Annotated in this window: 23 protein-coding genes and 1 riboswitch; of the genes, 17 read left to right on the forward strand and 6 right to left on the reverse strand. The window is 47.0% G+C overall.

Annotation, left to right across the window (positions count from 1 at the left end; translation table 11 throughout):
* Positions 1–24: 24 nt before the first annotated feature.
* The 12 genes from MUN34_RS14120 to lysA all read left to right on the forward strand — a co-directional run bounded on the left by MUN34_RS14120 (position 25) and on the right by lysA (position 12,541).
* A complete protein-coding gene (locus tag MUN34_RS14120; RefSeq protein ID WP_247858132.1) occupies positions 25–1,176 on the forward strand; it encodes an alanyl-tRNA editing protein in 1,152 nt (383 codons plus the stop codon).
* Positions 1,173–1,601, forward strand: a complete 429-nt coding sequence (locus MUN34_RS14125; protein WP_026829280.1) for a GNAT family N-acetyltransferase — start codon at positions 1,173–1,175, stop codon at positions 1,599–1,601. Before MUN34_RS14120 ends, MUN34_RS14125 begins: the two co-directional genes overlap by 4 nt.
* A 120-nt stretch (positions 1,602–1,721) precedes the next feature.
* On the forward strand, positions 1,722–2,927 hold the full coding sequence (locus tag MUN34_RS14130) for an argininosuccinate synthase (protein ID WP_247858133.1): 1,206 nt from the start codon (positions 1,722–1,724) through the stop codon (positions 2,925–2,927).
* Positions 2,924–4,297 (forward strand): argininosuccinate lyase, encoded by a 1,374-nt coding sequence (argH, locus tag MUN34_RS14135; RefSeq protein WP_247858134.1) that lies wholly within the window; start codon positions 2,924–2,926, stop codon positions 4,295–4,297. The genes MUN34_RS14130 and argH overlap by 4 nt, the downstream gene beginning before the upstream one ends.
* A gap of 67 nt (positions 4,298–4,364) precedes the next feature.
* Positions 4,365–4,542, forward strand: a riboswitch (Lysine riboswitch).
* Between the two features lie 113 nt (positions 4,543–4,655).
* Positions 4,656–5,855: an aspartate kinase gene (locus tag MUN34_RS14140; RefSeq protein ID WP_026829277.1), complete on the forward strand. Its 1,200-nt coding sequence runs from the start codon at positions 4,656–4,658 to the stop codon at positions 5,853–5,855.
* 12 nt (positions 5,856–5,867) lie between these two features.
* Positions 5,868–6,860 (forward strand): aspartate-semialdehyde dehydrogenase, encoded by a 993-nt coding sequence (locus MUN34_RS14145; protein WP_247858135.1) that lies wholly within the window; start codon positions 5,868–5,870, stop codon positions 6,858–6,860.
* Between the two features lie 20 nt (positions 6,861–6,880).
* Positions 6,881–7,762, forward strand: a complete 882-nt coding sequence (gene dapA / locus MUN34_RS14150) for a 4-hydroxy-tetrahydrodipicolinate synthase (RefSeq protein WP_026829275.1) — start codon at positions 6,881–6,883, stop codon at positions 7,760–7,762.
* Entirely contained in the window at positions 7,759–8,505 is a 747-nt protein-coding gene (gene dapB / locus MUN34_RS14155) for a 4-hydroxy-tetrahydrodipicolinate reductase (RefSeq protein WP_247858136.1), read from the forward strand. Before dapA ends, dapB begins: the two co-directional genes overlap by 4 nt.
* Positions 8,492–9,199, forward strand: a complete 708-nt coding sequence (gene dapD / locus MUN34_RS14160) for a 2,3,4,5-tetrahydropyridine-2,6-dicarboxylate N-acetyltransferase (protein ID WP_026829273.1) — start codon at positions 8,492–8,494, stop codon at positions 9,197–9,199. The genes dapB and dapD overlap by 14 nt, the downstream gene beginning before the upstream one ends.
* 25 nt (positions 9,200–9,224) lie before the next feature.
* Entirely contained in the window at positions 9,225–10,157 is a 933-nt protein-coding gene (locus tag MUN34_RS14165) for a branched-chain amino acid transaminase (RefSeq protein ID WP_026829272.1), read from the forward strand.
* Complete coding sequence (alr, locus tag MUN34_RS14170) at positions 10,157–11,215, forward strand: alanine racemase (protein WP_247858137.1); 1,059 nt, start codon at positions 10,157–10,159, stop codon at positions 11,213–11,215. The genes MUN34_RS14165 and alr overlap by 1 nt, the downstream gene beginning before the upstream one ends.
* A gap of 12 nt (positions 11,216–11,227) precedes the next feature.
* Positions 11,228–12,541, forward strand: coding sequence for a diaminopimelate decarboxylase (gene lysA, locus MUN34_RS14175; RefSeq protein ID WP_247858138.1), 1,314 nt, complete (start codon positions 11,228–11,230; stop codon positions 12,539–12,541).
* Between the two features lie 48 nt (positions 12,542–12,589).
* On the opposite strand, the gene MUN34_RS14180 is transcribed toward lysA, so the two are convergent.
* Positions 12,590–13,612 carry a LysM peptidoglycan-binding domain-containing protein gene (locus tag MUN34_RS14180; RefSeq protein WP_247858139.1) on the reverse strand — a complete coding sequence of 341 codons (1,023 nt, stop codon included), beginning with the start codon at positions 13,610–13,612 and terminating at the stop codon, positions 12,590–12,592.
* A gap of 205 nt (positions 13,613–13,817) precedes the next feature.
* Between MUN34_RS14180 and MUN34_RS14185 the strand changes: the two genes are divergently transcribed.
* Entirely contained in the window at positions 13,818–14,945 is a 1,128-nt protein-coding gene (locus MUN34_RS14185; RefSeq protein WP_247858140.1) for an ABC transporter ATP-binding protein, read from the forward strand.
* A complete protein-coding gene (locus MUN34_RS14190; RefSeq protein WP_026829267.1) occupies positions 14,942–16,525 on the forward strand; it encodes an ABC transporter permease/substrate-binding protein in 1,584 nt (527 codons plus the stop codon). Before MUN34_RS14185 ends, MUN34_RS14190 begins: the two co-directional genes overlap by 4 nt.
* A gap of 144 nt (positions 16,526–16,669) precedes the next feature.
* Here MUN34_RS14190 and MUN34_RS14195 read toward each other — a convergent pair whose 3' ends face one another.
* Together MUN34_RS14195 and MUN34_RS14200 are read right to left on the reverse strand one after the other, a co-directional pair.
* On the reverse strand, positions 16,670–16,867 hold the full coding sequence (locus MUN34_RS14195; RefSeq protein ID WP_026829266.1) for a hypothetical protein: 198 nt from the start codon (positions 16,865–16,867) through the stop codon (positions 16,670–16,672).
* Positions 16,868–16,975: 108 nt separating this feature from the next.
* On the reverse strand, positions 16,976–17,515 hold the full coding sequence (locus MUN34_RS14200; protein WP_247858141.1) for a gamma carbonic anhydrase family protein: 540 nt from the start codon (positions 17,513–17,515) through the stop codon (positions 16,976–16,978).
* A 124-nt stretch (positions 17,516–17,639) separates the two neighbouring features.
* On the opposite strand from MUN34_RS14200, the gene ade reads away from it, so the two are divergent.
* Together ade and MUN34_RS14210 are read left to right on the forward strand one after the other, a co-directional pair.
* On the forward strand, positions 17,640–19,370 hold the full coding sequence (ade, locus tag MUN34_RS14205; RefSeq protein ID WP_247858142.1) for an adenine deaminase: 1,731 nt from the start codon (positions 17,640–17,642) through the stop codon (positions 19,368–19,370).
* A 187-nt stretch (positions 19,371–19,557) separates the two neighbouring features.
* Positions 19,558–19,815 (forward strand): hypothetical protein, encoded by a 258-nt coding sequence (locus MUN34_RS14210; protein WP_247858143.1) that lies wholly within the window; start codon positions 19,558–19,560, stop codon positions 19,813–19,815.
* Positions 19,816–19,902: 87 nt separating this feature from the next.
* Here MUN34_RS14210 and MUN34_RS14215 read toward each other — a convergent pair whose 3' ends face one another.
* Both MUN34_RS14215 and MUN34_RS14220 read right to left on the reverse strand, forming a co-directional pair.
* Positions 19,903–21,537: a peptide ABC transporter substrate-binding protein gene (locus MUN34_RS14215; RefSeq protein ID WP_026829263.1), complete on the reverse strand. Its 1,635-nt coding sequence runs from the start codon at positions 21,535–21,537 to the stop codon at positions 19,903–19,905.
* A 108-nt stretch (positions 21,538–21,645) separates the two neighbouring features.
* Complete coding sequence (locus MUN34_RS14220; protein ID WP_247858144.1) at positions 21,646–22,329, reverse strand: MgtC/SapB family protein; 684 nt, start codon at positions 22,327–22,329, stop codon at positions 21,646–21,648.
* Positions 22,330–22,447: 118 nt separating this feature from the next.
* Between MUN34_RS14220 and MUN34_RS14225 the strand changes: the two genes are divergently transcribed.
* The gene (locus tag MUN34_RS14225) at positions 22,448–23,842 is read left to right on the forward strand and encodes a basic amino acid/polyamine antiporter (RefSeq protein WP_026829261.1); all 1,395 of its coding nucleotides are present in this window, start codon (positions 22,448–22,450) and stop codon (positions 23,840–23,842) included.
* Between the two features lie 102 nt (positions 23,843–23,944).
* Here MUN34_RS14225 and MUN34_RS14230 read toward each other — a convergent pair whose 3' ends face one another.
* Complete coding sequence (locus tag MUN34_RS14230; RefSeq protein ID WP_247858145.1) at positions 23,945–25,984, reverse strand: bifunctional diguanylate cyclase/phosphodiesterase; 2,040 nt, start codon at positions 25,982–25,984, stop codon at positions 23,945–23,947.
* Between the last annotated feature and the right edge of the window lie 86 nt (positions 25,985–26,070).

Raw genomic sequence — 26,070 nt, forward strand, 5'->3', positions numbered from 1 at the left:
TCAGTACAAAAAGGTGGAATGAAGATGCGTTCTGAGCAAATTTATCCGGACGTCCGGACCTTCGAATCAATCGTGACGGGTACTAAGGACGAACAAGGATACTGGGTGACGCTACAACAAAGTTACTTTTATCCGGAGAGTGGCGGACAGCCTGCTGATCGGGGCACTTTAAACGGTATTCCCGTCCTAGATGTTCAGCTTGAAGATGGGCACGTCTGGCATCGCCTCGAAAGTCCGCTTCTTAAAACCGAAGTGCAGGGTGAAGTCGATGATGTCATTCGAACCGATCACGCGGCGCAACATACGGCGCAACACGTCATTTCCGCGATTCTTCAAGACGAGTTCCAAATCAAGACAATCAGTTTTCGGACCGGTACGGAAGAATCGACCCTGGATCTCAATCTTGATGCATGGGACGACACTCTTCAAGGTCGTCTGGAGGAACGGTTGCGGACGGTGATTCAAGCCAAACTGCCAATCACGGCGACAGAGTATACAGAAGAAGCGGCACTCCAGTTACCCTTAAGAAAAACACCACAGGTAACAGGGAAAATCCGAGTCGTTCAAATCGGTGAACTCGATTATAGTGCCTGTGGAGGGACACATATGGCCTCGACATCGGAATTGGAACTGATTTTATTCACAGGACTGGAAAAGGTTCGGGGAAATATCCGCTTGGCGTATGTGGCGAAAGACCGGGCATTTCGATTACTGACGACCGAACGGCGTGTCTTAGCAGAGACTGCACGTGCATTATCTGCTAAAAAAGACCAGGTCCATCTCGTCGTGGAGGAACTGAAGCAGGAGCAAGTGCGTCTGAACCGTCAGATCGGACAGACTGAAGATATGCATGTCAAAACGGTCTTGAAACAAATCCTGGCGACGGACGAACCGGTTCTCACCGTACGACATGGTCAAGAGGACATCCGCTTTTCAGAAAAACTGCTGAAAGCTCTAGCCGAAGCAGGACGGACAGGATTCGTCTGGAACGAGACAGCTAAAAAATTATTCATGTGCAGTGCCGGCTCGATTCATCTCGGACAATTTGCCAAAACAAATCTAAAGCAGTTTAATGGACGTGGCGGTGGAAGTGAAAACAATGCCCAGGCATTGTTCCAGACGTATGAAGAGGCACAAGCTTATGTAGAAGCATTAAAGGAGGAATTACATACATGACAGTGATTCAAGTGAAAACAGCAGAACAGCAGCAAGCGGTCCGAATGATCCGGGAACGTGTTTTTGTCGAGGAACAAGGGGTTCCGCGCCATTTGGAATATGATACACACGATGAAACAGCGATTCATTTGCTTGTCCTCGATGAGATGAACCGTCCGGTAGCGACGGGGCGGACCCGCCCGTATGACGAGCAACGGATGAAGGTCGAACGTGTCGCGACACTTGCGGCGACAAGAGGAAAAGGGTATGGCGGCGAACTGATGCAGGCAATGGAACGGATTGCCCGCCGTGAAGATCGGACGATTTTGACACTCGGTGCCCAGGTCCAGGCAATTCCGTTTTATCAAGGGCTAGGTTATGCGATTGTTTCCGATGAATTTGACGATGCCGGAATCCCGCACCGGACGATGGAGAAAAAAATTTAACACTGATTTTTTGAGAAATCCTGAAAAAAGGGTTTCTTTTTTTAAAAGTCTATGTATATATATAATTCATAGTGAATTTTTATACAGACAGATACAGTCGAATTCAAGGAGGAAATAAGAATGACAAAACAAAAATTGATTTTAGCGTATTCGGGTGGACTGGATACTTCAGTCGCCATCAAATGGTTGAGCAAGGATTATGACGTCGTCGCATTGTGTATGGATGTCGGCGAAGGAAAAGATTTGTCGGTCATCAAAGAAAAGGCGTTACTCGTCGGTGCGATCGAATCGATTGTTCTTGATGTCAAAGACGAATTCGCAAATGACTTTGTTTTGCCGGCCCTTCAGTATGGTGCGCATTATGAAGGAGCCTATCCTCTGATTTCCGCTTTATCTCGTCCGTTGATTGCTGAAAAACTGGTCGAAGTGGCGCATGCCCACGGTGCCACAGCAGTCGCCCACGGCTGTACCGGAAAAGGAAACGACCAAGTCCGGTTCGAAGTTTCGGTTGCTGCGCTTGATCCATCACTCGAAGTCATCGCGCCGGTTCGGGAATGGAAATGGTCACGTGAAGAAGAAATCGCTTATGCAAAAGAAAACAATGTGCCGATTCCGATCAATCTCGACAGCCCGTATTCAATCGATATGAACTTATGGGGACGCAGTAACGAATGTGGCGTTCTTGAAAATCCATGGACAGAGCCGCCGCAAGATGCATATGCCCTGACGGTCGCACCGGAAGACGCACCGGATCAGGCGGAAGAAGTCATTATCGGTTTTGAAGCAGGTGTCCCGGTTTCCATCAATGGGACAGCGTATCCACTGGCAAAATTGATTACCGAACTGAATATTATCGCCGGTGCACACGGCGTCGGACGGATTGACCATGTCGAGAACCGTTTGGTCGGGATCAAGTCACGTGAAGTCTATGAGTGCCCGGGTGCAACGGTCTTACTCAAAGCACATGCAGCTCTTGAGACCATCACATTGACAAAAGATGTTGCCCACTTTAAACCGATTCTCAGCAAACAATATGCAGAAACGATTTACAACGGATTATTCCATGCACCGCTGACAAAAGGCCTCAAAGCCTTCTTGACGGCAACGCAACAGGACGTGAGCGGCGAAGTCCGTGTCAAACTCTATAAAGGAAACGCAACCGTCACAGGACGTCAGTCAGCCGTTTCGCTCTACGACGAAAAACTCGCGACCTACACAAAAGAAGATGCCTTTGATCACGAAGCAGCGAAAGGATTCATTAAATTGCATGGTCTTGCGATTGCGACACATGCCAGTGTCCATCGTCAGGAAGGCGTGAAAAAATGACGAAACTATGGGGCGGACGTTTTACGGAAAGTGCTTCCGCTCAAGCGGAGGCCTTCGGGGCATCGATTTCATTTGATCAGAAATTAGCAGCCGTTGATTTGCAAGGCAGCCTGGCTCATGCACAGATGTTGCATGAACAAGGAATTCTTGAGAAAACCGAGTGGCAACAAATCGAAGCCGGGCTGAAACAGTTACAAACGACACTCGATCAGCACGTCTACACGACGGTTGACGAAGACATCCATATGAATCTTGAGCGGTTGCTGACGGAACAGATTGGTCCCGTTGCCGGGAAGCTGCACACAGCCCGCAGTCGAAACGATCAGGTTGCGACCGATCTTCATCTTTGGATGGAGCAACATGTTCTCGAACTCCTGACCAGCATCCGTAACCTGCAATCCGTCATTACGGAACAAGCGGAGCAACATGTCGAGACGGTCATGCCGGGTTACACCCATCTGCAACGGGCGCAGCCGATTTCACTGGCGCACCATCTGCTTGCTTACTTTTGGATGTTTGAACGGGATGCCGATCGATTGACGGATAACTTAAAGCGGATCCGGATGTCGCCGCTCGGTGCCGGGGCACTGGCGGGAACGACTTTCCCGATTGACCGGTTCAAGTCAGCTGAGCTGCTTGGTTTTGAACAGGTCTATCCGAATAGTCTGGATGCGGTCTCGGACCGGGACTTCGTCATCGAGTATCTCGGTATCGCCTCAACCGTGATGATGCACTTGTCACGCTTTTGCGAAGAAATCATCATCTGGGCTTCGCAGGAGTTTTCATTCATCGAATTATCCGATGCGTTTTCAACGGGATCGAGTATGATGCCGCAGAAAAAAAATCCGGATTTTGCAGAACTGATTCGTGGTAAAACAGGACGTGTCTATGGTAACCTGATGGGCTTTCTGACGACGATGAAGGCTCTGCCGCTCGCCTACAATAAAGATATGCAGGAAGATAAAGAAGGTGTCTTTGATACCGCTGATACGGTGTTGCAATCCGTTCAAATTTTTACAGGGATGATCGAATCCGCTACGTTTAAGACAGAAGCGCTCAAGAAGGCGACGATGCAAGACTTCTCGAATGCAACGGAACTGGCAGATTATCTGGTCACAAAAGGGATTCCGTTCCGGGAAGCGCATGAAATCGTCGGGAAAGCCGTCTTACATTGTGTGCAGAGCGGATGTTTCTTAAAAGATTTGACGCTGTCGACGTATCAGACGTTCCATCCGGTCATTGCGGAAGATGTCTATCCGTTGCTCGATCCGGTTCAAGCCGTCGCACGACGGGGAAGCTACGGCGGGACCGGTTTTACAGCCGTCCGGGAACAACTCACATTAGCAAAGAAGTACCTTGGAAAATTATAAAATTCAAAAAAAGTTTGGCAAATCACTGGATTTAACAAAAAATGTTTGCTATAACTGTAACTAACAACCGACAGATAGAGGCGCGGATGACATCAGTAGCAACACTTATAAAGGCAAGCATGCCAAGTGATGTGAAAGGGGAAATCCGCCGAAGTGAACAGGAAAATGCTTTTTCTTGATTGCTGGTACAACGGTTAAGATCCGTTGTACTGCCGAAACCCACGTTTCGGAGCGCTATCTTACGTAAAAGAACGAATGACACTGTCATCGTTTGTCCGATCGTGATAACGACGGGCCGTAGGAACGCTCCTACCGGCCCGTCGTTTTTTTCTGTTTCGGGACAAAAGGAGATAGGATTGTGACAACTGTACTTAAATTTGGTGGTAGTTCGGTTGCGACTGTCGAACAGATTCAGTCAATTGCGAATTATTTGAAGAATCGGACGGATCAAGGGGAGAAATTAGTCGTCGTCGTGTCAGCGATGGGAAAAATGACGGATTCATTGATTGCGCAAGCCCAAGCCATTACGGACCGGCCGGAACGGCGCGAACTTGATCGTCTGCTTGCAATCGGAGAAGAACAGACGATTTCGTTACTCAGCATCGCGCTGAATTCACTCGGGACAAAAGCCTTGTCGCAAACGGGAGCCCAAGCCGGCATCAGTACGATGGGGCTGCATACGAAAAGTAAAATCAAACAAATCGACGGTGAACTGCTCCGGAAAAAACTTGAAACCTACGATGTGATCATCGTCGCCGGTTTCCAAGGGGTCAATGAACTGGGGGATGTCACGACGCTCGGACGCGGCGGATCAGATACGACAGCCGTTGCCTTAGCAGCCGTCCTTGATAAACGTTGTGAGATCTATACGGATGTTGACGGTGTCTATACGGCAGATCCACGGATTCATGCTGCAGCGCAGCCGATTCCGCACATTTCATACGATGAGATGATGGAAATGAGTGCTCTTGGCTCAAAAGTCATGGAGATGCGCAGTGTCGAACTCGGTAAAAAATACGGCGTCCACATCTTCGTCGGAAAAACACTAGAATCGAAAAGAGGGACTTGGATTATGGAGGCAACGGAAACGATGGAACAGAAAGCAGTAACGAGTGTCAGTGTGACGAAAAACGTCCTGACGGTATCAATCAAACACGTTCCACAGACGAATTCAGCGGTCGCGGATATCTTTGAACTGTTGTCAGGTCGCCACGTCAACATTGATATGATCAGTCAGACGACGTTTGACAGTGACATCTTCCTTTCCTTCTCTTGTCCGTTAGACGAAGAAGAGTTTTTGGAAGAGGCTTTGCAGGATATCATCAATCGTTTCCCGACCGTCAAAGTCGATCGTCATAACCAACATGCCAAATTATCGGTCGTCGGAATCGGCATGCGGGATGCAACCGGCGTCGCTTCGAAATTATTTGCGATTTTCCGGGCCGAAAACATCACGTTTTATCAGGTTACAACATCAGAGATCAGCATCTCATATACGATCGCCCAAGCTGACATCGAACGGACCGTCGCAGCAATCGCTCAAGCATTCGACCTGTAAGGAGGAAATCATATGTATCATGTCGCAGTCATTGGCGCAACCGGCGCCGTTGGTCAAAAAATGTTACAAGTCCTGGCGGAACTCGACTTTCCAGTTCGTCAGATTTCAGCGTACGCTTCAGCCCGTTCTGCCGGGAAAACCGTCCAGTTCAAAGGACAGGACGTCACGATTCAAGCATTATCGGAGCAAATCACAGAAGACGGCATCGATGTGGCGCTGTTTGCAGCAGGCGGCAGCATCAGTGAGCAGTATGCACCGTTACTGGCTGCAGCAGGCACACTGGTCGTCGACAATTCAAGCGCCTTCCGGATGCAGGCCGATATCCCGCTTGTCGTACCGGAAGTGAATCCACAAGCAATCGGACCAAATGACCGTTTGATTGCCAACCCGAACTGTTCGACGATTCAATCGGTCGTCGCCCTAGCACCACTTCAACAATTTGGTTTGAAACGTGTTAACTATACGACGTATCAAGCCGTGTCCGGTTCCGGTCAAAAAGGAATCGAGGATTTAGCCCGCGGCAGCCGCGGCGAAGAGCCGGTCAATTATCCGCATCCGATTCACGATAACATTCTGCCGCATATCGATGTCTTCTTACCGGACGGTTACACGAAAGAAGAACAGAAAATGATTGACGAAACACGAAAAATCTTCCAGCTACCGGAGTTACCGGTCAGTGCGACATGTGTTCGTGTCCCGGTCACGAACTCTCATTCTGTCGCGATCAACGTGACATTCGAGCAGGAGACAAGCGTTGCAGCCATCCGCGCCGCATTAGCTGAAGCACCAGGCGTCGTTTTGGTCGATGATGTCAGTCAAAACCAATATCCGATGCCGCTTGATGCAAGCGGAACAGACGACGTCTATGTCGGACGAATTCGTCAGGATCAGAGCCTGCCGAATACATTCCACATCTGGTGTGTCGCCGATAATATCCGTAAAGGGGCCGCTTCGAACGCTGTCCAGGTAGCACGGCAAGCACTTGAAAGTTCAATCCATTCGTAAGAAACGAGGAGGAATCCGATATGTTTAAAGGAGCAGGAACAGCACTGGCTACACCATTTACATCAACCGGTGAGCTGGATTTAGCGGTATTTGAACAACTGATCGAACAACAACTCGCAGCGAACATTCAAGCGTTAGTCGTCGGGGGAACGACCGGAGAAGGGTCAACGTTGACGAATGAAGAGTTTGAAACGTTACTTGAAACGGCAGTCCGCGTGACAGCTGGACGTGTCCCGGTCATTGCCGGAACAGGAACGAACAATACGGCTCAAACGATTGAAAAAACACAGACGGCAGCCCGACTTGGTGCTGATGCTGCCATGCTGGTCACACCTTACTACAATAAGACATCACAAGCAGGACTCGTCGCCCACTTCACGGCGGTTGCGGATGCAGTCGATTTGCCAATCATGCTCTACAATGTTCCGTCACGGACAGGGGTCGCGATTTCCGTCGAAACAGCCGTCACACTTGCCAAACATCCGAACATCCAAGCGTTTAAAGAAGCAAGTGGAGACGTCAGTTTCATGGGGGAATTGATGACGGCCTTACCAGATGGCTTTGCAGTCTTCTGCGGTAACGATGATCAAATTCTTCCTTATATGGCATGGGGGGCACAAGGCGTGATTTCCGTCTTGTCGAATCCGTATCCAGCTGAGACGCAAGCTTTGGCAGAAGCCCTGCTCGCAAATGACTACGACACGGCACGCCGGATTCAGAGTGATCTGATGCCCGTCATTTCCGCCTTGTTCAGCGATGTCAATCCTATTCCCGTCAAAGCAGCACTTGAAGAAATCGGAATTGCTGTTGGTGCTCCCCGTCTGCCGCTCGTCCGTCAGTCGGAAGCGGGACATGCGCACCTGCTTGAGACGATGCGGAGTTATAAAGGAGTGGTTGGATGAGACTCGCCATTCACGGATACGGAGCGACAGGACATTACGTGCATGAACTGGCACCGGATGCTGTCGTCGCCGTCATCGACAAAACGAAAACGGCGGAACGTGTTCCCTCATACGGCATGCTCGCCGAGATGACGGAATCGGTCGATGCAATCATTGACTTCTCACACCCGAGCTTGTTGCCGGATCTACTGGATTATGGCATTAAAACGAAGACACCACTCGTCATCGCGACGACCGGTTTCTCGGAAGCAGAGCTGCAGACGATTCACGATGCTTCGACACAAATTCCGATTTTCCAATCGTATAACATGTCGTTTGGGATCGCGATGATGCAACAGTTGTTAAAAACATTGGTTCCGCTCGCCGGAGCATTCGATATCGAGCTGCTTGAGAAACACCATAATCAAAAAGTCGATGCACCGAGCGGGACGGCGGAACTTTTACTGCGGACGATTCAAGACCTGCGGGACGTCAAACCCGTCTATGAACGGGAGTCGACCCGTGAGAAGCGTGAAGCGAACGAAATCGGCATGCACTCGATGCGTGGGGGAACGATTTTCGGCGAACATGAAGTATTGTTTGCGGGCGTCGATGAATTGATTGAAATCAAACACACGGCGTTATCAAAAAAAGTATTCGCTTCAGGTGCCATCAAAGCGGCGGAAGCGCTCATTCAAAAATCAGCGGGACTCTATACACTGGAGACGCTTTACACACAGGAGGATTCACATGTTATTAACTGATGCTTATGAAATTGCAAAATTCATTAAAGATGCTAAAAAACAAACACCGGTTAAACTATACGTCAATGGTGACTTGGCAGGACTGACGATTGAAGGAGCGACGGCATTCGGAACGGATCAATCAAAAATTTTCTTCGCTGATGCAGGACTTGCTTCAACTTTCTTAGAAGAATATGCAGACCGGATTACTGAAGTGCATGTCGAATATGACCGCCGCAACAGTGCCGTGCCGATGCTTGATACACGTCATTTGAATGCCCGGATCGAACCGGGTTCATGGATTCGCGATCATGTCGTCATCGGCGATAACGCGGTCATCATGATGGGCGCAATCATTAATATCGGTGCATCAATCGGAGATGGTACAATGATTGATATGAACGCCGTTGTCGGAGCACGTGGCACAATCGGCAAAAACGTTCATGTCGGCGCCGGTGCCGTGGTCGCAGGGGTTCTTGAACCACCTTCAAAAACACCGGTCATCATTGAAGATGGTGTCTTAATCGGAGCGAATGCCGTCATCCTAGAAGGTGTCCGTGTCGGAAAAGATGCGGTCGTCGCAGCAGGCAGTGTCGTCACAGAAGACGTTCCTGCAGGCAGCGTAGTGGCTGGTACGCCAGCACGTGTCATCAAACAGAAAGATGCAAAAACAGCAGAGAAGACGCAACTGGTGGATGATTTACGTTCACTCTGATTGACGTCGAAGAGGAGGAAAACACATGGCAGTGGATACACAGTATGGAGAAGCAATTTGGTTAGACGGGGTTTTTCATGATCCAAAAGAGGCAAATACGAGCGTCATGTCCCATGCGATTCATTACGGAAGCGGATTTTTTGAAGGCATCCGTGCGTATGCGACACCGGATGGTCCGGCGATTTTCCAATTGACGGAACACATTGAACGTCTGTTCCGCAGTTGCGCGTTCTATCACGTGACGATTCCTTATACAGTGGAAGAACTTGTTCAAGCGACGATTGATCTTGTCGCCAAAAACGGCTTTGAGTCTTGTTACATCCGCCCGTTTGTTTTCCTCGGTACACCGTGGCAGGCACTGATGGCAAAAGATACGACGGTTCACGTCGGTATTTCTTGTTGGGAACTTGGTGAATACTTTGACAAAGGTACCGGTATCCGGGCGAAAGTCGCTTCTTACCGCCGTGTTTCGTCAACGATGATGCCGATGCAGGCAAAAGCTGCCGCCAACTACATGAACTCGCAACTCTTAAAAGGGGAAGCACTTCGCGATGGATTTGACGAGGCGATTGCTCTTGATATGAACGGAAATGTCAGTGAAGCGAGTGTTGCCAACTTGTTCATGTTGAAAAACGGCACGATCTACACGCCTTCACTCGATTGTTCAGTACTAGACGGAATCACACGTCAAGTCATCATGCGTCTCGCACAGGATCAGGGATATCCGGTCGTCGAGCGTCACATCGGCCGTGATGAGTTATACGTTGCAGATGAAATCTTCTTAACAGGTACGGCTGCAGAAATCACAAGTGTCGGTGAAATTGATCATATCGTCATCAACGGCGGAACACGGGCTGTCGCAGATGAGTTACTTGGTCTTTACCGTCAAGCGGTCTCGGGTCAACTGCCACAATATGCATCGTGGTTGACTTACGTGACACCAGCCATCGCAGAATAATGAGTTCACGAACTATCGTTACAATCGATCGGGAAGCGGTGCGGCATAATGTCGCATCGGTTTTCGCCCGGTCCAATAAGCAGATTTTTGCCGTCGTCAAAAACAATGCTTACAACTTAGGAATGATTGAGATGGTCGCCACATTGATGGAAGCCGGTGTCCGGCATTTCGCAGTGGCAGAAGTCTACGAAGCAATTGAAATCAAAACGAATTTTCCAGACAGTTATGTCCTGGCGATGAATCCGGCATCGGATTTTAAAGAGGTCCGCTTGCACGGAGTAGCGCTCGGAATTCCTTCGCTCGACTGGCTGCAACGCCATCAGGCGGATTTATCGGGAATTGAACTTCATCTAAAAATAAATGTCGGGATGAACCGTTTTGGTGTCAGTTCGCTGGAAGAAGCGTTAGCAGTGCTCGAAACCGTACAGGAGCAGGAACTGATCATGACGGGTCTCTATACGCATTTCCCGCTTGCCGATGAGCCGGGAGCCGATCATGACGGTCAAGTCGAACGATTCCTCAAAATCGGGAATCCGTTACAGGAGAAACACGCGTTCACATACATCCATGCCGAAAACAGTGCAACGATCGTCAAACATGATCCGCGCCTTGCCTGTTGCAATTACGTTCGGCCCGGCATCTTCCTGTTCGGTTACTCACCGATTGAAAAAATGGATTGGCTCGTGCCATCGCTCCGGATGACGACGGAAGTCGTTGAGATTCGTCAAGTGGAAGCAGGCGAACACGTCGGCTACGGTACGTCGTATACGGCACCGACAGCGATTCGTGTTGCGGTTCTGCCGGTCGGGTACGGGGACGGGGTCGTTCGCGGACGGTCCTCACTGCCCGTCATTATCAACGGGAAACGTTATCCGATCATCAGTAAGTTGTTTATGAGTCATACGTTCATTGCCGTGGATTCGACGGTTGAGATTGGTGATAAAGTGGTGTTATACGGCGATGGTATTGAAATCGATGATATCACCCGGACCGGGACAGCCAATAATTCGGAGCAGATGTGCGCCCGTTCGTGGCGTTTAACACATCGTTATTTATAAGGGGGAATTCAGATGTACGGAAGCCAATATTTGACGGAACAAAACAATGCACTACAGATTGACGGGGTGGAAGCAACAAAGCTCGCCGAACAATACGGGACACCACTCTATATCATGGCAGAACGTGAATTGACGGACCGTCTGGCGACCGTACGCGATGCCTTTTTAGAAAAATTTCCGAATACGTACGCCTCGTTTGCTTCTAAAGCCTTGACGATTGGTGCCGTATATCAGCAAGTTGTCCGACATGGTCTTGGCATTGACGTCGTGACAGGCGGTGAACTATTCATCGCCCGTAAAGCCGGTGTGCCGGCGGAACGGATTTATTTCCACGGCTCGAACAAATCGACTCAGGATTTACGGTATGCCGTCGAAGAGGCTGTCGGGAAAATCGTCATCGATCATTATGAAGAGATCGCCCAGCTGAATCAAATTGCCGCAGAAGCGTGTCAAACCGTTCAGGTATTGATTCGGATTGTGCCGCAAGTCATTGGCGGTGCGCACACGAAGATCCAAACCGGCGGTGTCGATACGAAGTTCGGTTTCTCGACGCATGATGATTCATATCTGGAAGCCGTCGAAGCGATTCTGGCAGCGGAGCACCTGGTACTGCTTGGTATTCATTGTCACGTCGGGTCACAGATTCAGGAGATTGAGCTGTTTGAACGGACGGCCCGGACGATGATGGGATTTGTCGAAACGATTCATGAACGGACATCCTTCATCGCAAGCGAAGTGAATCTCGGCGGTGGATTCGGGATTGCCTATACGCAAGACGATCAGCCGCTTGATTTTGAACAAACGATGGAGCGGGTGATGGCGATCATCGATGAAGAGACAACGCGTCTTGCGATTGACCGTCCACGAATCGGGATTGAACCGGGGCGTTGGGTCGTCGCGAATGCCGGGACGACGCTTTATACAGTTGGTGCCATCAAGGAAGTGCAGGGCGTCCGAACGTATCTGTCAGTCGACGGCGGAATGGCGGACAATATCCGTCCGGCACTGTATGGTGCTGTGTATGAAACCGTCATCGCCAATCGAATCAAGGGAGAAACACGTCATGTAACGGTTGTTGGTGCGGCGTGTGAATCAGGAGATTTAGTCGCTGAGTCAGCTGATCTAGCGGAACCTGTCAGTGGAGATACACTGGCTGTGTTCGGAACAGGTGCCTACAACTATTCGATGGCGAGCAATTACAATCAATTTTTACGACCGGCTGTCGTATTCGTCAACGAAGGTGAGTCTCGCGAAGCTGTTCGTCGCCAGACGTATGCCGATTTGATTCAGTGTGATTTGGGATTGGAAAACATTCCATCTTCTTAAAATGACCCAAAAACACCTTCGTCTTTAGCGGACGAAGGTGTTTTTTAGTTATTTCGGAATGACAAGGACTTGTCCCACCGAAATCAAATTGACATTGGTGATTTTGTTGGCACTGGCAAGAGCCGTGACAGTCACGCCATACTTCGTTGCAATGGAATATAACGTGTCACCGGCTTTGACAGTATAGGTGACGGTAGTGGTTGGAGGTGGGGTTGTCCCCGGGATGACAAGGACTTGCCCGACAGTGATCAGATTGTAGTTCGTGATGTTGTTAGCTTTAGCGAGAGCTGCAACTGTGACATTGTAGAGGCTCGCGATTTTATAAAGGGTATCGCCCGATTTAACCGTATACGTTTTACTGCCGCTTGGAGGCAATTTCAGTAATTCGGAGATCGTGACGAATTTATATCCTTTGGCTTTGAGTTGCGAAATCATCGAGGGAAGAGCGACAGGAGTACCCGGTGCTCCTACACCGGTGTGCATCAAGACGATGGAACCCGGTACGACGTTCGGCACGACACGCGCCAAGATGGCCGTTGAACTGATGCCTTTCCAGTCGGTCGTATCGATGTTCCATTGAATCGTTTTGGTATATCCGGCATTGCCGACGGCAGCAAGGACAGTGCTGTTACTGGCGCCAAACGGTGCGCGGAAAATCGGTTTAGTCGTCCGACCGGTCAATGATTTGATTAAGTTTTCGGTTTTTGATAGTTCACTCGTCATTTGGGTGGCGGTTAATTTCGTAAAATCAGGGTGCGTGTATGAGTGATTTCCAACCTGATGTGTCGGAGTCGCAGTAGCGATGTTTTTGATCAGTTGAGGATGATTGTTCGCCCCTGCACCGGTCAGGAAAAAGGTTGCTTTGACGTTGTTACTTTTCAAGATGCTGAGAATCTTCGTGATATTGCCACCATCTGAACCGTCATCAAATGTCAGTGCGACGACTTTACTGGTCGTCGATCCTTTTGTAACAAATGTCGAACTGGCTGCATCTGCTGTCAAACCGTAACTGAAGAAAGGAAAAAGCGATATTAACATGATCATGATGATCCGAATCCATTTCCCGTGCATGTGTACGTCGCCTCCTTTTTCTAGGATGACTACATCTCACTTGTCTCTACTTATCTATTACCCTTTTTGAGCAAAAAAACTAAAAAAGAGGGAAATAATTCCCGAATTATTATGAGTTTAAACGGAATAAACTCAAATAATTGTTTAGTCCGGAAATGAATAGGGAACATATGGTATATGGAAATAGTAAAAGGAGTGGAAATGGATGATTGAATTTAAAAACGTCGGGAAGCAATTTAAAGACAACGTTGTCTTAAAAGGCTTGACTCTCGAAATCAAAGAGGGCGAGCTGGTTGTATTCATCGGACCGAGTGGATGTGGAAAAACAACATCCTTAAAAATGATCAATCGTTTGATTGAACCCTCGTCAGGAACGATTTTAGTCAATGGAAAGGACATCATGAAGACGGATACGATTGAATTACGTCGTCATATGGGATACGTCATCCAACAGACCGGTCTCTTTCCGCACATGACTGTACGAGAGAATATTCAATTGATTGCCGGGCTTGAAGGAAAAGACCACGATCAGATGGATGCTCGAACGGAAGAGTTGCTGCAAATGGTCGGCCTTGATCCAAAACAATTCATTGACCGTTACCCGAGTGAACTCAGTGGTGGACAACAGCAACGCGTCGGTTTTGCCCGAGCCTTGATGAATGATCCGGACGTCATCCTAATGGATGAACCGTTCAGTGCGCTTGACCCCGTCACACGAAATGACCTCCAAGAAGAATTATTCAACCTCCAGGAAGAAGTCAAGAAAACGATTGTTTTCGTCACCCATGATATGGATGAAGCGATTAAACTAGCGGATCGAATTTGTATCATGCGCGATGGAGAAATCGTTCAGTTTGATACACCGGAAGAAATCTTACGGCATCCGAAAGATGAATACGTCGAATCCTTTATTGGGAAAAATAAAATTTGGAGCAGTCCGGCGTTCATTAAAGCAGAGGACATCATGATTGAAGATCCTGTTTCCATCAGTGGGAAACGGACCCTGCTGCAAGGGATTGAAATCATGCGGGGCCGAAAAGTCGACAGCCTGTTGATCACAGATCGTGATCGCATCCTCCAGGGAATCGTCAAACTGAAGAATATTCAAACGGCGCCTGACAAAGGGGTACGGATTGAAGACGTCATGGAAGGTGAACTCGTCGCCGTCGATGAACAAGACTCGTTGCTCGATGTACTTGAAGTCATGAACCATGAAGAAACAGGTTATTTACCCGTTACCAACAAATTGGGTCAATTACGTGGGTTAATTACAAGAAGTAGCTTACTTTCCGTCTTGAGTGAGCAGTTCATTCAGGAGGAGGAAGTACAATGAATGGATTTTTAGATTATGTGCAGAACAATACCGGTCAGATTTTTGACTTATTACTCGAACACTTACAGTTAACTGTGTTTGCCGTCGTCATTGCGGTCGTTCTCGGTATTCCAATCGGTATTCTGATTACACGGTATCAACGATTTGCAAAACCCGTACTCGCCTTGACGAGTGTCGTCCAAGCCGTCCCTAGCCTTGCTTTACTTGGATTCTTGATTCCATTTATCGGGATTGGATCAACACCAGCCATTATCATGGTTGTCTTGTATTCCTTACTCCCGATTGTCAAAAATACGTACACAGGTTTATCAAGTATTCCAGGAGATATGTTGGAAGCTGCAAAAGGGATTGGATTGACCGAACGACAAGTTTTAGGAAAGGTACAGATTCCGCTTGCGTTACCGATCATGATGGCTGGAATTCGGATTTCTGCCGTGACGGCTGTTGGTCTGATGACAATTTCCGCCTTCATCGGTGCCGGTGGACTTGGTTATCTCGTTTTCTCGGGTATCCAGACCGTCGATAATAACCAAATCCTTGCCGGAGCGATTCCTGCAGGTATCTTAGCCCTTGCGATCGATTTCATCGTCAGTCGAATTGAATATTCTGTCGCACCAAACGGAATTCAACTGGCAGACGGTCGGATTAAAAATAAAGCGCGTAAACGCCGAAAAGCGATGACGGCCGGAAAGAAAATTGCGATTGTGAGTATCATTTTCCTGTTGATTGGCGGAACTGTCGCGTACTCGTTCTTAAAAACGGATAAAATCGTCATCGGTTCAAAAAACTTTACGGAACAATTGATTTTAGGAAATATGTTAGCTGATTTAATTGAAGACAAAACCGATTTAGAAGTTGAACGTCAACTTAATCTCGGGGGAACGAAAGTTGCCTACGGCGCTTTAGAAACGGGTGAGATCGATGCCTACGTCGAGTATACAGGCACGTTATTGATCGATGTCTTGAAACAAGATGTCGAGACCGATCCGAAAGCCGTTTATGAAAAGGTCAGCAAAATGATTCCTGAGAAAAGTCAAGTCGATGTTCTCGATTCAATTGGTTTTAATAACACGTATGCCTTAGCAATGACAAAAGAAGATATTGAAAAGTACGACTTAAAAACGGTATCCGATATGGCAGCGGTCAGTAATCGTCTTATTCTCGGATCAACGATTGAATTCGCGAACCGCGAAGATGGATACCTCGGATTGAAAGAGAAATATCCTGATATGAAATTCAAAGATGTTCAGCCTGTCGATGGTGGACTTCGTTATACTGCATTGACAAATGGAAAAACGAATGTCATCGATAGTTTTTCGACAGACGGCTTGTTAAAGAAGTTTGATTTGACGGTCCTAGAGGATGATAAAGAGTTTTTCCCACCGTACTATGCAGTCCCGATTGTGCGTCAAGAAACACTGGAAGAACATCCGGAACTGAAGGAAGTCTTGAATCTGTTGAAGGATAAAATCACAGATGAAAAGATGCAAGAATTGAACTTTAAAGCGGATGTCGAAAAAGAACGTCCGGAAGATGTGGCACGTGACTTCTTGATTGAAGAAGGATTAATTAAAAAATAACAAAAGAGAGCCGAGGCGGGAATCCGCTTCGGCTCTTTATCATGCGCGCTGACGCGCTATATCGTTTTGGAAAATAGGTAATCCTGGTAGATCATTATTTTTTGATTCGACTAGCGAGCCAAGCGCGAACTGTATTTTGCTGAATCATACATGTTCTTCCTCTCTTGATTGAATTATTCCTAAACTCAAGGATTTTTGCTCGGCATCATTAACAATACGTGCTTGTACCTCTTTCGTCAACCCATCTGTTTCATATACGGGGAAAGTCGGTAAACCGTAACTCGGATTATTTGTGGATGAAAATAAATCAGCCATCAACCGTTCTTCGAACAATGGTGTCATTTTAAATCCTCCTCCGTCGTAATTCCTGCCTTACCTCTACAGTGTAAGGGAAAGATGTAAACAGGATAGAAGAGAATTGTTAAAAACAGGTGAACTTTGTAAACGTTTTCACATTGTCGTCAAATCTTCTTCGAGTGGCGTGCAATCGGCAGCATACTGTTGACCACGTTTGACATATTTCCGAATGGTCCGCTCCATGATGAACCGGTCATGATCATTGATCTCACGAACGACTTTTGCCGGAACGCCCATGACCATAGAGTTTGGAGGAATAACCATTTTAGGTGGGACGAGACTTCCAGCTGCGACAAATGCACCTTGTCCAATGTCGGCTTCATCAAGAATGGTCGCCGACATCCCGATCAAGGCGCCTTGGCGAATAATTCCCCCGTGAATCATCGCCATATGTCCAATCGTGACATCATCTTCAATGATGGTCGGATAACCTTCATACTGATGAATCATTGATCCATCCTGAATATTGACACGTTCGCCGATTTTAATCGGACCTTCGTCTCCGCGGATGACCGTGTTGAACCAGACGGTCGAATCCTTGCCGATTTCGACTTCCCCGATGACTTTGGCGCCGTCCGCAATATAGACGCTCGGATCCACTTTTGGAACCAATTGACCTACACGATATTTCATAACTGTTCCTCCCTTTTGCTTTCAAGTGTACGTTTTCATCTTGACCGTTGGAAAAATAAATTGCAACTGCTTACATACTAATTGTAAGATGGTAAAAATACCGTTCACACCAGGAGGAAACAGGATGAATCAGACAGTTCGGGCACGACTTATTACAATTGCCGCTAAAAAAGAAAAAGCAGCGGTCGTCTATCAAGGCATTCAGGTCATCGATGTGATGACACGCGAGACCTATCAGGCAGATGTCGCGGTGGATTCCGGCTATATTGCCGCCGTCGGGGACGGGTATGAAGGGATCGAAACGATTGATGGAACAGGTAAGTTCATCGCGCCAAGCTTCATCGATGGACACGTCCATATCGAGTCGTCGATGGTGACACCAAGTGAATACGAGCAGGCAATTTTACCGCTTGGTGTGACGACAGTCATCGCAGATCCGCATGAGATTGCGAACGTGAAGGGAGCGGAAGGGCTCCAATTCATGTTAGACGATGCAGAAGGACTAGCGCTCGACGTTCGGATGATGTTGCCAAGCTGTGTTCCGGCGACGTCGTTTGAGCATGCCGGGGCGTCGCTTGATGCAGTGGCACTCGAACCTTTCGTCCATCATCCGGGAGTGCATGGCTTAGGGGAAGTCATGGACTATCCGGCAGTCGAACGGGCTGATCGTGATATGCTGAAAAAAATCGAGCAGATCGAAGCTGCCGGAAAACTGGTCGATGGTCATGCGGCAGGACTTGGGACACGTGAATTGAACATCTACGGTGTGTCAGGTATTCGGACGGATCATGAAGCAGTCAGCAAGCAAGAAGCGATCGAACGGGCACGTCGCGGATTATACGTCGAAGTCCGGGAAGGGTCGGCCGCTCGGAATCTCAAGGAAGTGCTCGATGCGGTCACGGAAAGTAATGCCGGTCGATTCCTCTTCTGTACGGACGATAAGCACCTGGACGACACGTTACGTGAAGGAACGATTGACTACAATATCCGATATGCCATAAAGCATGGGATTAAGCGGGAAACAGCCTATGCGATGGCTTCTCTTCATGCAGCCAATGCGTATCAACTAAATGATCGTGGAGCGATCGTACCGGGACGTCGTGCGGACTTTGTTATCTTACAGGATGCCGATCAAGTGAAGATTACCGAAGTATTTGTCAGTGGTGAGCAAGTCGCCCGTGACGGTAAAACAATCATCTCGTCGCAAAAGATAGCAGTACCGTCGACACTGCGCGGCGAACTGAAAACGAAGCCGATTACGGATCAAGTTTTTGAATTAGTATTAGAGAAACCCAAAGCACACGTCATCGGAATCATCCCGAAAAGTATCGTCACGGAACATTTGATTTTGGATGTGCCTTTGCAAGATGGGAAATTTATCCCCGTTCCGGAGCAGGACTTATTAAAAATCGCCGTCATCGAGCGCCATAATGCGACTAACTTCTCAGCTGTCGGCATCGTTAAAGGATTTGGCATGAAGCGTGGTGCCATCGCGGCGACGGTCGCTCATGATTCACATAATCTTGTCATCGTCGGAACATCTGATGCCGAGATGAAACTTGCGGCAGAACGTCTGATCAAGGCTGGTGGAGGTGTCATTGCGGTCAACGGTACAGAAGTTTTGGCGGAGTTACCGCTTGAAATCGCTGGATTGATGACGAGTCGTCCTTTCCAGGAAGTCGGAGATACACTGGAAGCACTCAATGATGCGCTCGATGTACTTGAAGCCGACCGCTCTTTTAATCCGTACTTGACGATGTCTTTCCTCTGTTTGCCGGTCATCCCGAATTTGAAGTTGACGGACAGCGGATTGTTTGATGTCAAAACGTTCCAACATATTACAGTCCAAGCATAAGTGAAAAGGTAAAGTCCACGAAGCGTGATGACATGGACTTTACCTTTTCTTAATAGTTTTCCGGTTGAATCATTATTTGATCCTTGTTATAGTAGGTCTTATATCTTTGTGAAAAGTGTAGCTTGATGAAACTTTTTAGAAGGATATTCCGTAGAAAAGGATAGAACAATCAGAAAGGACAGATTCAATGGATAAGTCATATTTCGAAGGTCATGAAAAGTTGATTGCCGATGTGTACCGTTCGTTTATCGATCAGTTTTATGAGTTACCGAACAACCGACGTACAAAACGTCAGTTACGAAATCTTGCGTTTTCAGTGATTCGACAGGCTGGTCCGACCTACCAGGAACGAACCGTCTTGTACGCATTTTTTGCTGAATTTTTCCGTGCTGTCGAAGAAGGGCAACGGGAAGAAATCGAATTTTATAAACAAATCGCACAGTAAAGACCCCGCTCGGCTCCGGCAGAAGGGGTCTTTGTTGTATACAAAAACCGGTCACCAAGGGAAACTTGGTAACCGGTAGGAAGATACTTATTTAACTTCCATCCATTTGAAGCTCATGTCTGCTCCGAATGGGTGACGATATAGTTTGTCGATGTTCGCCCGTTGCAAGTACGCTTCACCTTTTTGGTAGATCGGAGCGATTGCATAGTCTTCTGCCAAGAGCATTTTTTCAGCTTCTTGAAGTGTTGACCAACGTTTTGCTTCATCCGGCTCCGCTTTTGCTTCTTTGATCATCTTATCGAACTCTTTGTTCGAGTATTCCATGCGGTTAAAGCTTCCGCCTGTTAACCACATATCGAGGAACGTCATTGGATCCTGGTAGTCAGGGCCCCAACCGGCAGCAGAGATGTCGTAATCACCTTTAGACTCGAGGTCCAAGAAGTTTTTGAACGGTTGCTGCTTGATGTTGACAGTAAGACCCGGTAAGTTTTTCTCGAGATCACCTTTTAAGAATTCAGAAACTTTCTTAAAGGCATCTTCGTCACGTGACAACATGTCAAGTTCTACTGTTTTGACTCCAAGTTCTTTTAGGCCGGCATCCCATGCTTTTTTCGCTTCTGTTGCATCAAAGCTTTGGAGATCCGGATATTTGGCACGGAAATCTTCGCCGTCCGGTGTGAACGTAAAGTCTTTTGCGACAATGAAGTTAGCCGGTTTTGAACCATCATTTAAGATGACATCTGTAATACCCTGTTTCTCAAACCCAAGTGCAAGGGCTTTACGAATGTTTTCGTTTTTAAGTGATTTATTTTTTTGGTTGAAACGGAGGAAGTTGATCCGTGCATCTGGACGGGTCTTATAATCTTCCGATTTTTCGTATTGTGATACGAACTCTGATGTGATTGGTGCGAAGTCGACGTCTTTAGACTCGAACAAGTTGACCCCAGTCGAAATTTCTTTAACGACTTTTACATCGATTTTTTCCATTTTGACGTTGGCTTTATCCCAGTAATCCGGGTTTTTCTTGTATGTCCAACCGGCATTGGATTGCCACTTATCTAAGATAAATGGTCCGTTGAAGAGCATCGAGTCGACGTTTGTCGCAAACTTATCACCTTTGTCTTCAACAAACGATTGCTTGAGTGGCAGGTAAGTAGGGAAACTTGTTAATCCAAGGAAATATGGAGCCGGAGCTTCCAATTGAACTTCAAGAGTTTGATCGTCCACTTTCTTGACACCGAGCGAATCGAGTTCTGCTTCACCGGCTAAGATTTTATTGGCATTTTTTAAATCCTGGAGGATGTACGCATACTCTGCTCCTGTTTTTGGATCGAGTGCACGTTTCCAAGAGTAGATGAAGTCGTCTGCCGTGACAGCTGAACCATCTGACCACTTGGCATCTTTGCGGAGTTTGAATGTGTATGTTTTCTTATCATCTGATACTTCCACACTTTCTGCGATCCCTGCAGTCGGTTTGTTGTCGCCGTCAAGACGGTACAGACCTTCAAAGACGTTGTTCGTAACGATGATGGATGTTGAGTCCGTTGTTTTTGTTGGATCAAGTTGTGGCACATCCGTAGTCGAAATGAGCGTCACCTCTTGCTTTTTTTCTTTTGATGAAGAAGAATTTCCATCTGACTCATTGCTTTGGCCGCAAGCTGCTACAGCGAGCAGCGCCATGCTGGATAATCCAGCAAAGGCAATTTTAGTTTGTTTCTTCATGTGAAAGATGACCCCCCGATTAGATTTAAATGATTTCAGAAAAGTGTGAACATAATGTAAATTTAAGTGAAAGCGAGTAAAAATGCAACACAAATTTTCTGACAATTTCTATTGGTCAAGGTCTATATGCTCAATTCCGAGTGTTTTCAAGTAGTCATAAAGTATGAATATTGTCAGTTTATGAGGCGAATACATCCGTAAAGTCAACTGTTGTGGATGACCGCGTAACCGAATGTTGGTAATGCGGACACCTTTATCTTCCAATGCTTTTTTGACCGTTTGGGCATCTGTTCCTGCTGCGAGAGTCAGGTGTGCAACGATGACATTGGCTTCGAATCGGCTGTTATTGAACTGTTTCATGACCCACGTCAGTCCTTCTAACGAAAAAAATAAAAAGAGAACTAAAAACGTCGCTTCTAAGATAAATCCGGCTCCAAGTGCAATTCCGATTCCACTGGCCGCCCAAATGATGGCAGCCGTCGTTAAGCCACTGACGATATCGTGCGGCCGTCGTAAAATCACACCGGCACCGATGAAACCGATTCCAGCTACGACTTGGGCGACAAGCCGCATCGGGTCCATTTGGACATTGGGGGCAATTGTGCTGTACAGTAAGACGGATTTAATGGAAACGATGGTTAACAGACAACTGATCAGGGTAATTACGAGGCTAGTACGTATACCAACAGGCTTATTTTTGATTTCGCGTTCGAATCCAATGATGATACCGAACAGTGCGGCTATCATCAATTTAAAAAAGTCCTCTAGTTGGAACGAATGGATCCAATTCATATTTATCAAATCCTTTCTTTACAACGGCTTTGATTTTGTTATAATGAATTTTGTGTCTTTCGAATGAATATACGTTTGATATGAATAGATATACAAGAAATAAAGGACGTGTTAGAGGATGAATCAACAAAAAATCGGCTTTTTTGCTTTAGCCGCAATGGTCATTGGATCGATGGTCGGTGGAGGTGCCTTTAATCTGCCGGGAGCAATGGCTCAAAAAGCGAGTGCGGGTCCGATTTTAATCGGATGGGGAATTACGGGTCTTGGTATGATCATGTTGGCCCTGGTTTTCCAACACTTGGCAAACAGTAAACCGGAACTCGAGGGGGGCATTTACGCGTATGCCCGTGAAGGATTCGGACGCTTTGTCGGTTTTAACAGCGCTTGGGGATATTGGGTCTCGGCTTGGATCGGGACAGTTGCCAACATCACGTTGGTCTTTAATGCACTCAGTTACTTTTTCCCGATTTTCTCATCAGAAAATCGTGTATTTTTGTTAGTGATGAGTATTATTGTCGTATGGGGACTGTTTTTCATCGTTTCGAGCGGGATTAAAGAAGCGACGCTCGTCAACTTAATTACAACAATTGCAAAACTCGTTCCGATTTTGATCTTTATTTTATTAGTAGCGATTGCTTTTAATGTGAAGACGTTTAACCTTAATTTTTGGGGAGAAGGAACAGAATTAGGCAGTATCTTTACGCAAGTCAAAGGGACGATGCTCGTGACGCTTTGGGCCTTCGTTGGGATAGAAGGGGCTGTCGTGTTATCAACACGTGCCAACAAACGGAGTGATGTCGGGAAAGCGACAGTCGTAGGACTTGTCGGGGTACTTGTCATCTACATCTTGATTTCCGTCTTATCTCTCGGTGTTTTGAATCAGGAACAATTGGCTGGATTACAAGAACCGACAATGGCTTATGTGCTCGAAGCTGCCATTGGTCCGTTTGGAGCAACATTGATTATGATCGGATTGATCATTTCGTTATCCGGAGCACTACTCGGATGGACGATTCTTGCATCTGAAATTTCCTACCTCGTCGCTAAAGACGGTGCGTTTCCGAAATTCTTTGCAAAGACGAACCGAAAAGGAGCGCCGGTCGGTGCATTGCTGATCACTCAAATTGCGACCCAATTCGTTGCGGGTATCGCTTTATTTTCGGCACAAACGTATCTGGTCTTATCCAGTATTGCCGGAATTTGTGCCTTGTTACCATATCTGTTGTCTGCCGTGTACAGTGTTCGTTTTTCACGAGCAGAACGTAATACGAAGATGTTGATTTTCTCGACGATTGCCGCTGCCTATTCACTTTGGCTCGTCTATGCTTCAGGTATTTGGTATATCGTCATCGCAGCCCTCGTGTATGCACCGGGTATCATTGCCTACCTGATGGCAGAGCGGGAACAGAAACGGGACGGCATGTCCCGTTACGAAATGATTGCGAGCGGAATTTTAATTTTATTAGCCGCCGTTGCCGTTTACGGGATGGTCGGTGGACAAATTCAATTGTAAGACGAATGAACGAAACAACAAGACGTTCAATGTCAGTCTTTATACGCGAAACAGGAGCCGGGTCAGAGTCCGGCTCCTGTTTTTTTAGTTACTGCTTATATTTCAGTCTTCGGGATTTGATGAACCAAAACGAAGTTCTACTTCATCAACAGACAACGGCTCTGAAAAAATAAATCCTTGCATTTGCTGGCAAGCGGTCGCTTCTAAATAATTAAGAGCAGTTGTCGTTTCGACACCTTCCGCGACAAGATTCAACTTCAAGTTTTGACCAAGTTGAATGATTGAATCGAGCAATCCGTTTTCGCCTAAATCGATTCCGTCAATGAAGACTTTATCAATCTTGAGTTCATCAATCGGAAAGGCACGCAAATACTGTAAGGAAGAATAACCTGTTCCGAAATCATCAATGGATAACCGGAAACCAAGGGCTTTGATCAGTTGCATCCGTTCAATCGTCCGTTGTGTCTGCAAAATCGCGATATTTTCCGTCAGTTCGAGTGTCACGAATTGAGGATTGATATTTTTTTGCGCTACGACATGTTGTAAGGTCCGGACAAACGAATCGCTTTGGAACTGGTGCGGTGAAATGTTGATAGCCATCGTCAAATCAGCCGCAATCTGTTTCTGCCAAAGTGCTAGTCGTTCGCAGGCTTCGATGACAACCCAGTTGTTGATCGGAGTAATCAAAGCGGCTTCTTCCGCGAGGGGAATGAATTCATCAGGAGGAATGCTCCCGAGTGCCGTATGATTCCACCGTAACAGCGCTTCGAATCCATCGATATGCTTCGACTTCAGATTGATGATCGGCTGATATACCAAATGAAGGGCCTGATCCTCTAAAGCCGTAAATAGCGATCGTTCGAGCTGTAATTTCCGGGTGAACTGTTCGTCCATTTCATGGGTCAAATATTGAATCGTTCCTGTTCCGATTGATTTTCCGGCATACAAAGCCATCTCCGAACGACGGTACAAATCTTCCAGTGATTTGGCTTCCGAAGGATAGACGGTAATTCCGAACGTACAGGAGATGATTAAGGAGTGTCCGTTAATATAATATGGACGTTGCAACACTTGTTGCAGTTTCCGGGCATACTGGAACAAGGCATTCCGGTCGGTGACTTCTAGCAATAAACCAAACAAGTCACTCGTCGGATGGAACGTTAACAGCTGTTTGGCATGTTGGGACAAACGTTTGGCAAGCGCCTGTAACAATTGATCCCCTACATGTGTCCCGAAAGAATCGTTGATGACTTTAAATCGGTCAATATCAAATAGGATGAGTGAAACGGGAATTTCGTCGGATGCTTTTGAAAATAATGTCTGACCTTCACGGAGAAACCCTCGTTTATTCAGCAAATGTGTCATTTCATTATGGTGGACTAAAAAATCAAGTTCCTGTTCGAGATGTTCGGTTTCCGTAATATCGGTACCGATGAAAATATGTTGGAAACGGACACCATTTACGTCATAAACCGGAATCAAAGTGGCATGAAACACTTTTTTAGACTCATCCTGGGTCGATATCGATAGCTTTCCGGACCAAGCTTTTTTCTTCTTGATTTGGGAGCGGATCATGGGGAGGACCTCTTCGGACGAATCTAATAATATCGTCCAAGGTTGACCGAGCAACAGGTGTGGACAAAATCCCGTGACATCCGTCAAATTGGTATTCGCATATTGAATCGTTCCCCGTGCATCAAATATTGCGACACAAGCGATTTGATCAAACGCATATCGTAAATCCATCAATCCTTGAAATAATGGTTTGCTTCCGTTCTGTTGACTGGAAGAGGGAAGCTGACAGAAAAAAGCACCTGCGGGATCATTTTTTTCGTCAAAGAGCGGTGAGATGAGCAACATGGATGTTGAACGGTCACCTGATTTATGCAGAAATGTTGTATTCGGTAATTGCATCGACTGTCGTTTTTCTAAAAATGAATGCCAGATTTGCCGACTAAACGCAGCGTCTTCCGGATTAAGGAGCGGAACCAGTTGTCCGGTAACTTCTTGTGCCGACCAGCCCCAGCAGGATTCGGCAGCCTCATTCCAAGAATGGACGGTTAAATCAACGTGTAAGATAAATGCAGGTAAAGGAAATCCTTGCATGACAGTTTCGTAGGAATTAATGGTCGAACGATCCATTACGGACGCACACTCCTTTTAAATTAACAGAGATGACGGTTCACTTGTCTTGTCTATTCCCAGTATATTCAATTTTCATGCGGATA

Source organism: Exiguobacterium sp. 17-1, assembly GCF_023096305.1.
GTDB classification, from domain to species: domain Bacteria; phylum Bacillota; class Bacilli; order Exiguobacteriales; family Exiguobacteriaceae; genus Exiguobacterium_A; species Exiguobacterium_A sibiricum_A.

Coding starts and splice junctions, on each gene's coding strand:
- MUN34_RS14185 (WP_247858140.1), top strand. CDS start 13,818: ATGATTGAATTTAAAAACGTCGGGAAGCAATTTAAAGACAACGTTGTC.
- MUN34_RS14225 (WP_026829261.1), top strand. CDS start 22,448: ATGAATCAACAAAAAATCGGCTTTTTTGCTTTAGCCGCAATGGTCATT.
- MUN34_RS14120 (WP_247858132.1), top strand. CDS start 25: ATGCGTTCTGAGCAAATTTATCCGGACGTCCGGACCTTCGAATCAATC.
- MUN34_RS14145 (WP_247858135.1), top strand. CDS start 5,868: ATGTATCATGTCGCAGTCATTGGCGCAACCGGCGCCGTTGGTCAAAAA.
- dapA (WP_026829275.1), top strand. CDS start 6,881: ATGTTTAAAGGAGCAGGAACAGCACTGGCTACACCATTTACATCAACC.
- MUN34_RS14190 (WP_026829267.1), top strand. CDS start 14,942: ATGAATGGATTTTTAGATTATGTGCAGAACAATACCGGTCAGATTTTT.
- MUN34_RS14230 (WP_247858145.1), bottom strand. CDS start 25,984: ATGGATCGTTCGACCATTAATTCCTACGAAACTGTCATGCAAGGATTT.
- argH (WP_247858134.1), top strand. CDS start 2,924: ATGACGAAACTATGGGGCGGACGTTTTACGGAAAGTGCTTCCGCTCAA.
- MUN34_RS14125 (WP_026829280.1), top strand. CDS start 1,173: ATGACAGTGATTCAAGTGAAAACAGCAGAACAGCAGCAAGCGGTCCGA.
- alr (WP_247858137.1), top strand. CDS start 10,157: ATGAGTTCACGAACTATCGTTACAATCGATCGGGAAGCGGTGCGGCAT.
- lysA (WP_247858138.1), top strand. CDS start 11,228: ATGTACGGAAGCCAATATTTGACGGAACAAAACAATGCACTACAGATT.
- ade (WP_247858142.1), top strand. CDS start 17,640: ATGAATCAGACAGTTCGGGCACGACTTATTACAATTGCCGCTAAAAAA.
- MUN34_RS14195 (WP_026829266.1), bottom strand. CDS start 16,867: ATGACACCATTGTTCGAAGAACGGTTGATGGCTGATTTATTTTCATCC.
- MUN34_RS14180 (WP_247858139.1), bottom strand. CDS start 13,612: ATGCACGGGAAATGGATTCGGATCATCATGATCATGTTAATATCGCTT.
- dapB (WP_247858136.1), top strand. CDS start 7,759: ATGAGACTCGCCATTCACGGATACGGAGCGACAGGACATTACGTGCAT.
- MUN34_RS14130 (WP_247858133.1), top strand. CDS start 1,722: ATGACAAAACAAAAATTGATTTTAGCGTATTCGGGTGGACTGGATACT.
- MUN34_RS14220 (WP_247858144.1), bottom strand. CDS start 22,329: ATGAATTGGATCCATTCGTTCCAACTAGAGGACTTTTTTAAATTGATG.
- MUN34_RS14210 (WP_247858143.1), top strand. CDS start 19,558: ATGGATAAGTCATATTTCGAAGGTCATGAAAAGTTGATTGCCGATGTG.
- MUN34_RS14200 (WP_247858141.1), bottom strand. CDS start 17,515: ATGAAATATCGTGTAGGTCAATTGGTTCCAAAAGTGGATCCGAGCGTC.
- dapD (WP_026829273.1), top strand. CDS start 8,492: ATGTTATTAACTGATGCTTATGAAATTGCAAAATTCATTAAAGATGCT.
- MUN34_RS14215 (WP_026829263.1), bottom strand. CDS start 21,537: ATGAAGAAACAAACTAAAATTGCCTTTGCTGGATTATCCAGCATGGCG.
- MUN34_RS14165 (WP_026829272.1), top strand. CDS start 9,225: ATGGCAGTGGATACACAGTATGGAGAAGCAATTTGGTTAGACGGGGTT.